The sequence below is a fragment of the Vibrio navarrensis genome (genome assembly GCF_000764325.1).
Classification (GTDB): domain Bacteria; phylum Pseudomonadota; class Gammaproteobacteria; order Enterobacterales; family Vibrionaceae; genus Vibrio; species Vibrio navarrensis.
Genome location: NZ_JMCG01000002.1, coordinates 856,605 through 872,573 on the forward strand (window position 1 = coordinate 856,605; position 15,969 = coordinate 872,573).

The 15,969-nt window shown below is 47.0% G+C and carries 8 protein-coding genes, 1 tRNA gene, 2 rRNA genes and 1 pseudogene; 3 read left to right on the plus strand and 9 right to left on the minus strand.

The window, feature by feature from the left end:
- Nucleotides 1-104: 104 nt before the first annotated feature.
- From EA26_RS18320 to EA26_RS18360, 7 genes and pseudogenes are all read right to left on the minus strand, one after another.
- Nucleotides 105-2,992, minus strand: a 23S ribosomal RNA gene (locus EA26_RS18320).
- A gap of 307 nt (nt 2,993-3,299) precedes the next feature.
- Nucleotides 3,300-4,858 (minus strand): 16S ribosomal RNA (locus EA26_RS18325).
- The 16S and 23S rRNA genes sit together here, the layout of an rRNA operon.
- Nucleotides 4,859-5,321: 463 nt before the next feature.
- On the minus strand, nt 5,322-6,575 hold the full coding sequence (locus tag EA26_RS18330; protein WP_039430538.1) for an HD-GYP domain-containing protein: 1,254 nt from the start codon (nt 6,573-6,575) through the stop codon (nt 5,322-5,324).
- A 301-nt stretch (nt 6,576-6,876) separates the two neighbouring features.
- Nucleotides 6,877-7,305, minus strand: a complete 429-nt coding sequence (locus EA26_RS18335; RefSeq protein WP_052079822.1) for a GFA family protein — start codon at nt 7,303-7,305, stop codon at nt 6,877-6,879.
- Between the two features lie 21 nt (nt 7,306-7,326).
- Nucleotides 7,327-8,450 (minus strand): annotated as a pseudogene (locus tag EA26_RS18340) (IS3-like element ISVpa4 family transposase).
- 969 nt (nt 8,451-9,419) lie between these two features.
- Nucleotides 9,420-10,076 carry a hypothetical protein gene (locus tag EA26_RS18355; protein ID WP_039430540.1) on the minus strand — a complete coding sequence of 219 codons (657 nt, stop codon included), beginning with the start codon at nt 10,074-10,076 and terminating at the stop codon, nt 9,420-9,422.
- A 697-nt stretch (nt 10,077-10,773) separates the two neighbouring features.
- A tRNA-Leu gene (locus EA26_RS18360) sits at nt 10,774-10,858 on the minus strand.
- A 192-nt stretch (nt 10,859-11,050) separates the two neighbouring features.
- Between EA26_RS18360 and EA26_RS18365 the strand changes: the two genes are divergently transcribed.
- Entirely contained in the window at nt 11,051-11,524 is a 474-nt protein-coding gene (locus EA26_RS18365) for an RDD family protein (RefSeq protein WP_039430541.1), read from the plus strand.
- A gap of 28 nt (nt 11,525-11,552) precedes the next feature.
- On the opposite strand, the gene lptG is transcribed toward EA26_RS18365, so the two are convergent.
- Complete coding sequence (gene lptG, locus EA26_RS18370) at nt 11,553-12,623, minus strand: LPS export ABC transporter permease LptG (protein ID WP_039430542.1); 1,071 nt, start codon at nt 12,621-12,623, stop codon at nt 11,553-11,555.
- A gap of 3 nt (nt 12,624-12,626) precedes the next feature.
- Nucleotides 12,627-13,727, minus strand: a complete 1,101-nt coding sequence (gene lptF / locus EA26_RS18375; protein ID WP_039430543.1) for an LPS export ABC transporter permease LptF — start codon at nt 13,725-13,727, stop codon at nt 12,627-12,629.
- 193 nt (nt 13,728-13,920) lie between these two features.
- Here lptF and pepA point away from each other — a divergent pair, with 193 nt between their 5' ends.
- Nucleotides 13,921-15,432, plus strand: a complete 1,512-nt coding sequence (gene pepA, locus EA26_RS18380) for a leucyl aminopeptidase (RefSeq protein ID WP_039430544.1) — start codon at nt 13,921-13,923, stop codon at nt 15,430-15,432.
- 65 nt (nt 15,433-15,497) lie between these two features.
- Entirely contained in the window at nt 15,498-15,947 is a 450-nt protein-coding gene (locus EA26_RS18385) for a DNA polymerase III subunit chi (protein ID WP_039430545.1), read from the plus strand.
- The last annotated feature ends 22 nt before the right edge of the window (nt 15,948-15,969 follow it).

A 15,969-nucleotide genomic window follows, 5' to 3' on the forward strand; every position in this document is an offset into this window, starting at 1 on the left:
TCTCTCTATTTCTAGAGAATAATCTGGAAAGCTGTTTACGTTCTTTTTAACACAATCAAGTTTTTGTTCTTGTTTTGAGTCCATCAAAACCCTTTGGGTGTTGTATGGTTAAGCCTCACGGGCAATTAGTACAGGTTAGCTCAACGCCTCACAGCGCTTACACACCCTGCCTATCAACGTTCTAGTCTCGAACAACCCTTTAGGACAGTTAAACTGTCAGGGAAGACTCATCTCAGGGCTCGCTTCCCGCTTAGATGCTTTCAGCGGTTATCGATTCCGAACTTAGCTACCGGGCAATGCGTCTGGCGACACAACCCGAACACCAGAGGTTCGTCCACTCCGGTCCTCTCGTACTAGGAGCAGCCCCCTTCAATCTTCCAACGCCCACGGCAGATAGGGACCGAACTGTCTCACGACGTTCTAAACCCAGCTCGCGTACCACTTTAAATGGCGAACAGCCATACCCTTGGGACCGACTTCAGCCCCAGGATGTGATGAGCCGACATCGAGGTGCCAAACACCGCCGTCGATATGAACTCTTGGGCGGTATCAGCCTGTTATCCCCGGAGTACCTTTTATCCGTTGAGCGATGGCCCTTCCATTCAGAACCACCGGATCACTATGACCTGCTTTCGCACCTGCTCGAACCGTCATTCTCGCAGTTAAGCGGGCTTATGCCATTGCACTAACCTCACGATGTCCAACCGTGATTAGCCCACCTTCGTGCTCCTCCGTTACTCTTTGGGAGGAGACCGCCCCAGTCAAACTACCCACCAGGCACTGTCCGCGACCCCGATGAGGGGCCAACGTTAGAACATCAAACATACAAGGGTGGTATTTCAAGGACGGCTCCAACGCAACTGGCGTCACGTCTTCAAAGCCTCCCACCTATCCTACACATGTAGGTTCAATGTTCAGTGCCAAGCTGTAGTAAAGGTTCACGGGGTCTTTCCGTCTAGCCGCGGGTACACTGCATCTTCACAGCGATTTCAATTTCACTGAGTCTCGGGTGGAGACAGCGTGGCCATCATTACGCCATTCGTGCAGGTCGGAACTTACCCGACAAGGAATTTCGCTACCTTAGGACCGTTATAGTTACGGCCGCCGTTTACCGGGGCTTCGATCAAGAGCTTCGCTTACGCTAACCCCATCAATTAACCTTCCGGCACCGGGCAGGCGTCACACCGTATACGTCATCTTGCGATTTTGCACAGTGCTGTGTTTTTAATAAACAGTTGCAGCCACCTGGTATCTGCGACTCTCGTCAGCTCCATCCGCGAGGGACTTCACCATCAAGAGCGTACCTTCTCCCGAAGTTACGGTACCATTTTGCCTAGTTCCTTCACCCGAGTTCTCTCAAGCGCCTTGGTATTCTCTACCCGACCACCTGTGTCGGTTTGGGGTACGATTCCATCAAATCTGAAGCTTAGAGGCTTTTCCTGGAAGCATGGCATCAATGACTTCACTACCGTAGTAGCTCGACGTCGTGTCTCAGCCTATCGAGTGTCCGGATTTACCTAAACACTCAGCCTACGCACTTGAACCTGGACAACCGTCGCCAGGCCCACCTAGCCTTCTCCGTCCCCCCATCGCAATTTGATCGAGTACGGGAATATTAACCCGTTTCCCATCGACTACGCCTTTCGGCCTCGCCTTAGGGGTCGACTCACCCTGCCCCGATTAACGTTGGACAGGAACCCTTGGTCTTCCGGCGGGGAGGTTTTTCACCCCCCTTGTCGTTACTCATGTCAGCATTCGCACTTCTGATACCTCCAGCATGCTTTACAACACACCTTCAACGGCTTACAGAACGCTCCCCTACCCAATGTTCCAAGAACATTGCCGCAGCTTCGGTTTACAACTTAGCCCCGTTACATCTTCCGCGCAGGCCGACTCGACTAGTGAGCTATTACGCTTTCTTTAAATGATGGCTGCTTCTAAGCCAACATCCTAGCTGTCTAAGCCTTCCCACATCGTTTCCCACTTAGCTGTAATTTGGGACCTTAGCTGGCGGTCTGGGTTGTTTCCCTCTCCACGACGGACGTTAGCACCCGCCGTGTGTCTCCCGGATAGTACTTACTGGTATTCGGAGTTTGCAAAGGGTTGGTAAGTCGGGATGACCCCCTAGCCTTAACAGTGCTCTACCCCCAGTAGTATTCGTCCGAGGCGCTACCTAAATAGCTTTCGGGGAGAACCAGCTATCTCCGAGTTTGATTGGCCTTTCACCCCTAGCCACAAGTCATCCGCTAATTTTTCAACATTAGTCGGTTCGGTCCTCCAGTTGATGTTACTCAACCTTCAACCTGCCCATGGCTAGATCACTCGGTTTCGGGTCTAATGCTAGCAACTATACGCCCAGTTAAGACTCGGTTTCCCTACGGCTCCCCTATGCGGTTAACCTTGCTACTAACATTAAGTCGCTGACCCATTATACAAAAGGTACGCAGTCACAGGACAAAGCCTGCTCCTACTGCTTGTACGTACACGGTTTCAGGTTCTATTTCACTCCCCTCACAGGGGTTCTTTTCGCCTTTCCCTCACGGTACTGGTTCACTATCGGTCAGTCAGGAGTATTTAGCCTTGGAGGATGGTCCCCCCATATTCAGACAGGATAACACGTGTCCCGCCCTACTCGATTTCACTGAACATGCGCCTATGACTACGGGACTATCACCCGGTATCGTTGGCCTTTCCAGACCATTCGTCTAACGCATATAAAGCTTAAGGGCTAATCCAATTTCGCTCGCCGCTACTTTCGGAATCTCGGTTGATTTCTTTTCCTCGGGGTACTTAGATGTTTCAGTTCTCCCGGTTCGCTTCGCTGCACTATGTATTCATGCAGCGATACTTACTTATGTAAGTGGGTTTCCCCATTCGGAAATCGGTGACTCAAGTGGCTCTTACTGCCTCATCACCGCTTATCGCAAGTTAGTACGTCCTTCATCGCCTCTGACTGCCAAGGCATCCACCGTGTACGCTTAGTCACTTAACCATACAACCCCAAAGGGTCTTCTGTTTAAACAACCAAAGTTCGCTATCTCATTATTTGAATGAGCGAGATAGCATTGATTTGCCGGACTCAATTTTGAATTGTCACTATAAGTGACATTCCCAAGAACACTTGAATGTGTTTTGTTGGTGTTTGTCATCAAGACAAACATTGAGAACTTTACAAGTAATTTATCAATAAAGATAAATTACTTTGTCAGCTTTCCAAATTGTTAAAGAGCAATAATAGCTCGAAGCATTTGCTTCAAAACCATCAATCTGTGTGAACACTCATCGCAATAATCATCGTATAAGGAGGTGATCCAGCGCCAGGTTCCCCTAGCGCTACCTTGTTACGACTTCACCCCAGTCATGAACCACACCGTGGTGATCGTCCTCCCCTAATCTCGAAAGAAAAGGGGTTAAACTAACCACTTCTGGTGCAGCCCACTCCCATGGTGTGACGGGCGGTGTGTACAAGGCCCGGGAACGTATTCACCGTGGCATTCTGATCCACGATTACTAGCGATTCCGACTTCATGGAGTCGAGTTGCAGACTCCAATCCGGACTACGACGCACTTTTTGGGATTCGCTCACTTTCGCAAGTTGGCCGCCCTCTGTATGCGCCATTGTAGCACGTGTGTAGCCCTACTCGTAAGGGCCATGATGACTTGACGTCGTCCCCACCTTCCTCCGGTTTATCACCGGCAGTCTCCCTGGAGTTCCCACCATTACGTGCTGGCAAACAAGGATAAGGGTTGCGCTCGTTGCGGGACTTAACCCAACATTTCACAACACGAGCTGACGACAGCCATGCAGCACCTGTCTCAGAGCTCCCGAAGGCACTCCAGCGTCTCCGCCAGATTCTCTGGATGTCAAGAGTAGGTAAGGTTCTTCGCGTTGCATCGAATTAAACCACATGCTCCACCGCTTGTGCGGGCCCCCGTCAATTCATTTGAGTTTTAATCTTGCGACCGTACTCCCCAGGCGGTCTACTTAACGCGTTAGCTCCGAAAGCCACGGCTCAAGGCCACAACCTCCAAGTAGACATCGTTTACGGCGTGGACTACCAGGGTATCTAATCCTGTTTGCTCCCCACGCTTTCGCATCTGAGTGTCAGTATCTGTCCAGGGGGCCGCCTTCGCCACCGGTATTCCTTCAGATCTCTACGCATTTCACCGCTACACCTGAAATTCTACCCCCCTCTACAGTACTCTAGTTTGCCAGTTTCAAATGCAATTCCCAGGTTGAGCCCGGGGCTTTCACATCTGACTTAACAAACCACCTGCATGCGCTTTACGCCCAGTAATTCCGATTAACGCTCGCACCCTCCGTATTACCGCGGCTGCTGGCACGGAGTTAGCCGGTGCTTCTTCTGTTGCTAACGTCAAATGATGCTGCTATTCACAACACCACCTTCCTCACAACTGAAAGTGCTTTACAACCCGAAGGCCTTCTTCACACACGCGGCATGGCTGCATCAGGCTTGCGCCCATTGTGCAATATTCCCCACTGCTGCCTCCCGTAGGAGTCTGGACCGTGTCTCAGTTCCAGTGTGGCTGATCATCCTCTCAGACCAGCTAGGGATCGTCGCCTTGGTGAGCCCTTACCTCACCAACTAGCTAATCCCACCTGGGCATATCCTGACGCGAGAGGCCCGAAGGTCCCCCTCTTTGGCCCGTAGGCATCATGCGGTATTAGCCATCGTTTCCAATGGTTATCCCCCACATCAGGGCAATTTCCCAGGCATTACTCACCCGTCCGCCGCTCGCCACCCGAGAAACAAGTTTCTCTGTGTTGCCGCTCGACTTGCATGTGTTAGGCCTGCCGCCAGCGTTCAATCTGAGCCATGATCAAACTCTTCAATTAAAAGTTTTTTTGAAGCTTTCGCTTCGGCTCAATGAATACTGAATAAATTGACTGTGCCGAATCTTGCGATTCGTTTTGGTCACTCAGTTCATTGATAAATCTTTTGCGATTATCATCAACGAGTGCCCACACAGATTGATAGGTTTATATTGTTAAAGAGCTTGCTTTTCGAGAAGCTTTTCTCTCAAAGCGGAGGTGCATTCTAGCGAGTTAATTTGAAGAGTCAAACACTTTTTCAAATTTCTTTTCGGAGAAGTTTTTCACCTCGCTGATACCGCTGAAGCCTTGTGGCGTCTGCCGTGTCAGTGGATGCGCATTATAGGGAACGCTTTTTTCTTGGCAAGTGGAAAATCGCGTTTTTTGATAAAAAAACGCTTAAGCGAACATTATTCGCTCAAGCGTCCATTTTGTCTTAATTTATATTCAGCTTGCACAGAGGATATTCACAAAACCTTGTGGATAACTAGTCATCACTATCAAAGAAATAAGAGATCCGCGATCTAGGATTCAGGTACTCTTTCACTTTTTCAGGCAATTTGCTGGGGTGAATAGCACTAATAATCTTAATATCTTTATCGGCAAGATCGATGATCGGAGCCTGCGTTCGAGGCACGGTAGGATCATAGACCAATACATTGGGGTAAAGAAGATGAGATGCATTCACCGAAATAACTAAACCAACCATGTTATTGGAAAGCTGAACAACCGTGCCCGGCGGGAATACGCCCATGAATTTGATCAAAATGCTGAGGTTCTCAACATTATAAAGATGCTTACAGTTCTTATATAAGAAAGAAAGCGCGGTATAAGGTATCTTTTGCTCAGACTGAACATTGTGGTGGCACAAGTTATCAAAAGCATTGGCAACGGCAATCACTTGAGTGAGTTCATCAATGTCGGCACCTTTCAGTCCTTCCGGATATCCCGAGCCATCGTTCATTTCATGATGTTGTGCTATCACTAATTTGGCACTTTCAGGGAAATCGCCGATGGTACTCGCTAAATCAACACCGTATTTAGTATGCAACTTGAGATAGTTGAACTCGGGCTCGGTCAGGGGCGTCTGCTTACGAATGATCGCTGAAGGCACTTTAATCTTGCCAATATCGTGAAAAAGAGCGGCAAAAGAGAGCTCTTTCAAACGCTCTGCATCAAAGCCTTTCGCTCGGCCTATCATCATCGCAATGACAGAAACGTTAAGTGAATGAAAATAGATATCTTCAAATTCGCTTTTACCATTCATCAAATGCAACGTGACATTGTCATCGCTCATGAGCTTTTCAACAATATCGTCAATAAGCTGTTTTGCTTCATCAACCGCATCCATTGGCCGATTACGTATCTTCGTCATCACGGAGCGCATTCTTGCCAATGAACGCTCAAACTCTTTCTCACATTGAATCACACGACGTCGGTATGAACTGAGTTTTTCAATACGCTTTTGCTTTTCACTCCACAGTTTTTGGGTTTCGACGTCGAGTTTATCCGACTGGCTTTCATCATGAATTGCAGTTTGATTGGCAGGAAGAGGCTGTGTATCACTCTGACTCACATTCAGATAAACATACTTCACGCCGAGGTGGCGAATCATGTCGACCTGCTCCTGATCTTTAATTTTGAAGCTATTAAACAGGAAGGGGTGTTCGTTCCACTTCAATGGCAGACGCATATGTAATCCAGGCTGAATACGATCTACGGTAATTTTAATCGTTGACACTTCTCGTTCTGACCTAAAATTGCTACGTAAGTTGTGAATATTAGTGGAGATTGCGAATTAATTCATCAATAACACTTCACGATCATATTGGTAAAGCTGATAAAAAGGAGCGACAACATCATGCGCATCTCTTGCAACACTTAAAAAGTCGTCAAGAAACCTTAACAACCCATCGCAGGTATAGTAAACAGCCAGGCGAGTGTTACTTTCTCCTTAAGTACAAGATAGCTGACAACAGGCTAAGTTGCAGATAAGTAAAGTGCGCTTTCTATGAATTTCTCTTAATTTGCAATAACTGGTTTTATTCGTCCATCGGCGGCATTTCTGCAAACTGCGTTCCTTGTCCACCGAGCACATCCCATATTGCCTTGTGGGAAACATACAAATGGGCAACGACTTTCTCAGTCCCTGCTTCATCAAGTAATCCGGCGGGTATCCAATACTGTTTTTGGTTGTCCATCAAATGCGGAACGCTACTGCAACATTTTTGGCAAAAATCCGAACGATATCCAGATTCCATTCGATATGACTGGATCACATCAAGACCACTACGCCATTTAAACTGCTCCCTATTCAAAAAGGTCGCCGTATCAGACGAAGAACCTGACAGCTTGCGGCATTTAGAACAGTGACACTGATACAAGTTGGGTAATGGCCATTTTATTTCAAAACTAACCGCGCCACTGAGGCATTTAGAAGTGGACCCCGCTGGTTGGACACATAAGCTCATTTGTTAAGTGGTTGACCCAGCTCATGCTGCGTATCTTTGCCTACCGAAGTAGGCCTCATCAGGAGTGAGGTTATTCAGTCCTTGATGGTTACGCTCTTCATTATAAAACACCATGTAGTTGCCGATTTCAAGCTCGGCTTCACGGGGCGTGGTATAAGCCTTTAAGTAAACCTCCTCATATTTCAGGCTTCGCCATAATCGCTCAATGAAAACATTGTCAACCCAGCGGCCTTTCCCGTCCATGCTTATACGTATGTCATGTTCAATTAACTTCTGTGTGAACTCTGTGCTGGTAAACTGGCTGCCTTGATCTGAGTTAAAGATATCAGGTGGCCCATAATGCTTCAGCGCTTCCTCAAGCGCTTCGATACAAAAACTCGTGTCCATGGTGTTGGATAGTCACCAAGCCAGCACTTTGCGGCTATACCAGTCGATAATCGCAACGAGGTACAGGAACCCCTTCGCCATCGGGATGTACGTGATATCAATCGCCCAAGCTTGGTTTGGGTAAGTGACTTCGATATCACGCAACAGGTAGGGATACACCTTGTGTGCTTTGTTAGCCAGCGTCGTTTTGGGCTTGGGATAAATCGCCCCAATCCCCATATCGCGCATGAGTCGAACAACACGCTTACGATTAACGCTATGGCCCTTTTTAGCCAGCTCAGTTCGAATGCGCCGACTGCCCATAAACGGATACTGCAGATGAATTTCGTCAATCATACGTCGTAACGTGATCTCCTCAGCAGAGAGTCCGATGGGCTGATAGTAAGCGGTAGAGCGAGCAATATTGAGCAGCTCACATTGGCGCTTTATCGGCAATGGGGTGGATTTAACCAGCGAACTCTTTCGCTGGGCTCGGTCTAACGACCGAGCACTTTGGCCAAAAAATCATTTTCCATGGTCAATTGACCGATCTTGGCGTGAAGTTTGTCCACATCTTCGGAACTCTCTTTTCCTGAGTGATTTTCGGTGGCAAAAATCATGGCTGCGTTTTCAAGCAGCTCCTTTTTCCATGTTGAGATCTGGTTAGCGTGCAGGTTATATTTCTGAGCTAGCTCAGCGACGGTTTTATCGCCTTTAGCGGCATCGAGAGCCACCTTAGCTTTAAACTCAGGAGAGTGGTTTCTACGTTTTCTAGTCATAATCTGTCCCTGTATTGTTGGGTACTATCAAAACAGATCGACCACTTAAAGTCATGTCCGAAAATTGGGGGCCACTTCTTTTTCCGTCCATCGCCAACACCTTTTTCATTCAATAATGGGTAAACTTATCACCAGTCATCCTATCAAAAAGCTTGCTGTCAGTCTTTCAGGGCATAGAAAAGAGAGCTAATAGGTGCTCAACTTGTTGGCATGGCAACGGAAATGAGGAGAAACAGAGAAGGAGGAAGTCCCAATGACTTTTTACCAGATACGGCCACTCTAGGCCCATAAACGACGAAAGGCCGCTATAAAAGCGACCTTTCTATGTATGGTACCGGTGGGCGGACTTGAACCACCACCCCCGAAGGAGGCGGATTTTGAATTCCTCTTAAGTAATTGTAATTACTTGCATTTAAGAGAATTTCTTGGGATATCAAGGACCATGAAATAGGATTTAATTGGATCTTTTTAGCATGCGTCGAGCACAGATTTAAAATGGTGCACACACTAGACCACCCTTTGTAACACGTTTCTGGACAAAACCTTCTTAGTTCTATCACTTAAATTAGAGAAATACGGATAACTTTTGGTATCAGAAAGTCGCTTCTTGATATATCCAGTCCGGCTGGGCAGATCAAAAGCCTTTGATGTTAATTTTTAAAGCAAACATCAAAGGGTAGATAGTAATTCATAGGCCCTTTAAGAGTGCACGAATTATTCGATCGCGAAATATACGTAAGATAAACCATGTTATCGCTATCGTCGCTGATACCACAACCAAACTGTCTACAGCCATCACGATGTAGAATAAGCAGCCCACAATAACACCAATCAGCATCGCTACGTTGAATGGAAAAGCGTTACATTTAACTATACCGGATGAGCCCTCTCTTAGCTCTACCTTTAGTCCTTGCAAGTAAAAGAAGAGTAAAGCGCACCCACCGAAAAGACCCAATATTGCTATAATCATTATAACTCCGAAGGATTGATTAGGCCTCTGAGGATCAGTTCTTTTCTGGCATCTTTCATGCCTTTGGTTTGCATTGCATTAAAACCAATAATCATTATCACAAAAGCGCCAAGCATTCGCCCTGACTCACCTACAAGTCGCTTTCTTAATCCCAATTCTTTCGCTGTCTCTAGCACCTTATTCGAACTAGCGATACTCGTTAGACCTTTGGTCACTGTTGTTTTCATTCCTTCATTAAAAACAGAATATGCGCCAGCGGCTAACACTCCGACTGAAATCGTTGGAACATCAAAGCCAAGGCTACTGAGTAAGTCAGAGATTTTCTTGTTTGAATTATAATAACTTTTTAACTCAGAATCACTTAGTGACCAGCAGAACCAGTATGGATTTGCGACGATTTGGCCTATCATTCCATAGAGTTTAGACTTCAAGCGATTGTTCTTTAAATTCAACACACTACTCGTTACTTTTCTTTGGTCGGGCTTCGATAAATGTCTGTACAACACAATACCAGACAAAAGGCTTAACGATTGATTTTCGCGATGTAAATCATTTTTATATGGTTCTAGACCCATGAGAACAATGAAAAACTTTAACGGCTCTTGATTGTGTTGCCGGTGGGTGTATCTGAAAGATGTGACGCTTAAAGAGTCCATGCCTAAAAGTCCTTTGTTAATTTCAATACACAAACCATTACATAATAATAAGTAGGCGTTTCGTGTGTAAAATGTTATTAACTTCTAATGTATTGACATCTAGCACTATATTAAAAGTGAGACCTAGTAAACCCTGAGAGCGGTATCCACTTTTATATTACAAAAGCTGATGCAAACTTATGAAGTTGCGTCGTTGACTGTAACTTGGCGAAAATCATTTTGGGGCATTTCCAAGTCAGAGCACTTTGTCATTAACCCAGCAAGCCACAACCATTTATCATATCCCCAACGCGCTTACTACACACACCGCAAAACCTCCTATCTCAAACCGACTTTTCGACTATCCATCAAAACGATCAGTTGTTCTACAAAGGCAAAACTAAAACCTCATAGCACCGTAAAGTCACCATGGTACGAGCATGGTTCTTCGTGTCCGAAGCCTTTGGTAATACTAGCTTGCGACTTTGCAGTTACCGGAGATTCTTGGATTTACTGGGATTCCCTTGTGCACAGAATCGTCATGCGATGAACCATATATGGACCATGGGAGAAATTTTAAGATGGATAAAATGAGTAAAATGGAGCGAGAAAAGCGTTGATAACAAGAAAGGAAAACTGAGGTACGCGCCTGAAAATTCGAACATTTTCAAACACCTAAAACGACGAAAGGCCGCTATAAAAGCGACCTTTCTATATATGGTACCGGTGGGCGGACTTGAACCGCCACTCCCGAAGGAAACGGATTTTGAATCCGTCGTGTATACCAATTTCACCACACCGGCATCTTTAGGCTATTGCCTTTCGATGTTTGGCATTATACGTAAGCTTTTCGGTTGTGCAAGAGCAAAAGATTGAAATAATTACCGTTTGCCTAGATTTTCGCCACAAATGAACACAGTGTGCGTTAGCTCTCTTTTATTCCAATGGCGAGAACTATATCCTGACGCCCGATTTTAACGGTAAGTGATGCATTTATGACTACAACAACATTACCACCTGCAGGCCTGTTCCGTCGGCTTGCGGCGCTTTTTTATGATGCCCTGATTATTATTGCCCTAGAGATGATTGCTGCTGGCGTGGTGATGGCGGTGCTCTTCGCTTTAAATGGGATGGGAATACTAAGCTATGGAGAATATCTCGATGCAGCGGATCTGCTCAGCAGACATCCGATATTTAGCCCAATGTTTACCTTTTATTTAGCGGCGATGTGGGTCTATTTCTTTGTTTTTTTCTGGACCCGAGCAGGGCAAACGCTGGGCATGCGCGCTTGGAAGATCCAGGTAAGAAATCAAGACGGGACGATGATCAGCACCACTCAAGCTTTGATTCGTATCGCCACTTCCGCCTTTGGCCTTGCCAACCTCGCTGTGCCTTTTGACCCTCAGAAGCGAGGGTTTCATGATATTTGGGCAAAAACCCAAGTCGTAGTGTTGCCTGTGGCAAAATAAATAATGGAAGGCCGAGGCCTTCCATTTTTTATAATTTCCGATTGAGCAGCATCACCGCGATAGTTAAAAAGACGATACTGGGCGCAATGGCACCAAATACAGGGGAAATGCCGTAGACCAAGCTGAGCGGACCGAAAAATTCGCTGGAGATATAAAATGCGAATCCGGCAATCACACCAGACAGTACCCTCGCCCCCATAGTCACACTTCGCAGCGGGCCAAAAATAAACGACAGCGCCATCAGCATCATCACGCCAATCGAGATAGGTTGAGTGATCTTGCGCCAAAAGGCTAATTCATAGCGAGAAGCATCTTGCTCTGACGCTTTCAAGTATGTGACGTAGTCATATAATCCACTGATGGAAAGCTCTTCAGGTTTGACGGTGACCACGGCCAGTTTGTCTGGAGCCAGGGACGTTTCCCAATCCATCTGCTCTAGTGACTGCTTAGTAATCACCTTTTCATCTTGCATATTGGTGATTTGCACGTAGCGCATCAGCCAACGATTGTCTTGTAAGTAGTCGACTTCTTCAGCAAACACCACTGCTTGCAGCTTTTTGTCAGCATCAAAGCGCCACATGTTCAATCCGTACAACTTATCGTCATCCACTTTGCCGATAAAGATGAAATCATTGGCATCTTTGGCCCAAACCCCACTGCGCACCGAGACAATGCTGCCGCCAGAAAGGGCAAAAGCGCGTAAGTCTCGTGCTAGCTTCTGCGCTTCAGGAGCCCCCCACTGACCTAAAGTCATCACGACCAACATCAGTGGAATCGCTGTTTTCAGCACTGAGAGGCCGATGTCCAACTTAGAAAATCCCGCCGCTTGCATCACTACCAACTCTGAGCTAGATGCCAACATGCCTAGGCCAATCAGCGCCCCAAGTAATGCGGCCATGGGGAAAAACATTTCGATATCGCGTGGAATGCTCAAAACAACAAAGTAGAGCGCGTGCAACAGATCGTAAGCTCCTTTGCCGACTTTACGTAGTTGTTCCACATATTTGATGATGCCGGAGAGGCCGACAAAGGTCACCAGAACCAAAGAGGTGGTGGCAACGATGGTTCTACCAATATAAAGGTCTAGAATTTTGAACACGAGTTACGCCAACCTTTTCTTCTTAAAATTGTCTTTCATGCGTCGCACCGGAACACTGTCCATCAGATTGACCAAGATCGCCACCAACAGCAGCATGCCATTAATTGGCCACATACCAACCGATGTTGGAATGTCCCCTTCTTCTAATGCCGATTTGGTGGCACTGATCGCTAAGAAATAAGCGAGGTAGATCAAAATGGCAGGCCCCATCTTGGCAAATCGGCCTTGACGTGGATTGACCGCAGAGAGAGGAATCACCAGCATGGTCAGCAGCGGAATACAGACAAACAGTGAGAATCGCCATTGCAGTTCAGCTTGCGCTTCACGATCGGGGTGACCAATTAAGTCCAGCGTTGGCGTTGCGTCCCAATCTCGGCCACGATACTTCACCGCTCGCTGACCGATCAGCCCGTCATACTGGGCAAATTCGGTGATCATATATTCAACGCGTGTCGGAATGCCCTCATAGCGTGTCCCCTCCTTCATTGAGATGATCTGCCTGCCGTCAGACAACTCTTTTACCTCGCCAGAGCTGGCAAACATCACACTAGGAAGAATTGAGTCTCGGGGTAATAACTGTGCGACAAAGACATTAGAAAGCTGCTTGTCTTTGATATCGTCAATGAAAACCACAGAAGAACGGTCAGGAGTAAACTGAAACTGCCCTTTTTTCAATAAATCGACACTGTTCTCGGCCGCCACTTGCTCAGTCAGTTGCTCTACTTTATCCATCGACCAAGGAGAAAGCCAAAGCGCGTTGAAAGCCGCCAAGCCTGAGGTCATCGCCGCGAGATAGAGTGCCGCTTGAATAAGAAATTTATTGCCGATGCCAGTAGCATTCATGACGACAATTTCACTTTCGGCATAGAGGCGACCAAAGGTAATCAAAATACCGATATACAAGCTCAATGGCAGCATCAAAAGTCCCATGGAAGGCATATTCAGTGCAACCACTGACACAATCAGACTCGCAGGGATATCACCATCCGACGCATCGGCCAGTACGCTAATGAACTGTTGGCTGAGAAACACCAAAAAAAGTACGAAAAAGATCGCAAATTGGCTCTTGAGTGTCTCGCGGATCAAATATCTAACAATAATCACGCTGAAATTACCTATACAAAACTTGTTTTTTTGGTCGAATCACTATAGTTTCCCGTTGAACCTTTTATTTTTTAAAAAAACTGACTAAATGTTAATCTGAGCTTTAACAGAGTAGACCGAGAATAGAATTCAACAAGTAAGCGGTCATTATCTAACATTTAGAACTATTTGTCTTCAGGATGTAGGAGTACGCATGGAGTTCAGTGTAAAAAGTGGCAGTCCAGAGAAACAACGTAGCGCATGCATCGTTGTTGGTGTGTTTGAACCACGTCGCCTTTCTCCAGTAGCCGAACAGCTCGATAAAATCAGTGACGGTTATATTAGTTCATTGCTTCGCCGCGGTGATCTAGAAGGTAAACCAGGCCAGATGCTACTGCTGCATCAGGTGCCGGGTGTGCTTTCTGAACGTGTTCTTTTAGTCGGTTGCGGCAAAGAACGCGAACTGGGCGAACGTCAGTACAAAGAGATCATTCAAAAAACCATCAACACGCTCAACGAAACAGGTTCTATGGAAGCGGTGTGCTTCTTAACTGAACTGCACGTCAAAGGACGTGACACGTACTGGAAAGTGCGCCAAGCCGTTGAAGCAACGAAAGATGGTTTGTACACCTTTGATCAGTTTAAGAGCGTAAAACCTGAAACTCGTCGTCCACTGCGCAAATTGGTATTCAACGTACCAACTCGTCGTGAACTGAACATGGGTGAGCGCGCTATTACTCACGGCCTTGCGATTGCTTCTGGCGTGAAAGCGTGTAAAGACCTTGGCAACATGCCACCGAATATCGCCAATCCAGCCTATTTGGCCTCTCAAGCTCGCCGCCTAGCAGACGACTACGACACCATCTCTACCAAGATCATTGGCGAGCAAGAGATGGAAAAATTGGGCATGACCTCTTACTTGGCGGTTGGCCGTGGTTCGAAGAACGAATCCATGATGTCGGTCATTGAGTACAAGGGTAACCCAGATCCAGATGCTAAACCGATTGTGCTGGTCGGCAAAGGCCTCACATTTGACTCAGGCGGTATTTCGCTCAAACCCGGCGAAGGCATGGATGAGATGAAGTACGACATGTGTGGTGCGGCTTCGGTTTTCGGCACGATGAAAGCCGTGGCAAAACTCAAACTGCCACTCAACGTGATTGGCGTGCTAGCAGGTTGTGAAAACATGCCTGGCAGCAACGCATACCGCCCAGGTGACATCTTAACCACCATGTCAGGCCAAACGGTCGAAGTGTTGAATACTGACGCGGAAGGCCGCTTGGTGCTGTGTGACGCGCTCACCTACGTTGAACGTTTCGAGCCAGATTGTGTGGTCGACGTAGCGACGCTAACAGGTGCGTGTGTGATTGCCCTTGGCCACCACATTACTGGTGTTCTAGCGAACCACAACCCATTGGCACACGAGCTGGTGAATGCCTCTGAGCAAGCAAGCGATCGCGCATGGCGTCTACCGATGGCAGATGAATACCATGAGCAGCTTAAGAGCCCATTTGCTGACATGGCTAATATCGGTGGTCGTCCTGGCGGCACCATTACCGCGGCCTGTTTCTTGTCTAAATTCACCAAGAAATACAACTGGGCGCACTTGGATATCGCGGGTACAGCATGGCGCTCTGGCGCAGCCAAAGGCTCAACGGGCCGTCCGGTCTCAATGCTGGTCCAATTCCTATTGAACCGCAGCGGCCACCACGAAATTGAAGAGTAATACTCTCAACAACAAAAAGGGCCTCAAGGCCCTTTTTTAATCGTTCAACCTAAGGTTCAACGACGATGCAAAGAGCCACGTTTTACATTATTCAGCCACAAAGCCCTCAAGCGAGTGACAGCGGATTCGCCCACTACGTGGTGTTTCTCGCTCATCATTTTGCTAAGCAAGGGGCCAAAGTGTATCTCAACTGCAAAAGCAAAACTCACGCCGAGCAGATGGCGGAGTTTTTTTGGCAAGTCGAACCCGAACAGTTTGTCGCGCACAATTTGGTCGGAGAAGGACCAAAATACGCCACCAACATTGAGATCGGCCATTCTGCTGTGCGCCCTTGTTGGAATCGGCAGTTGGTCATAAACTTGGCGGAAAATGAGACAACCTTTGCGAACCAGTTTGCTGAGGTGGTAGACTTCGTCCCTTGCGAAGAAAAAGCTAAACAGCTCGCGAGAGAAAGGTATAAAATCTATCGCCAAGCTGGTTATCAGCTGCAAACCATCGAAATTGAACACAACTAACCGTCAATCCTTATAGTTAAGC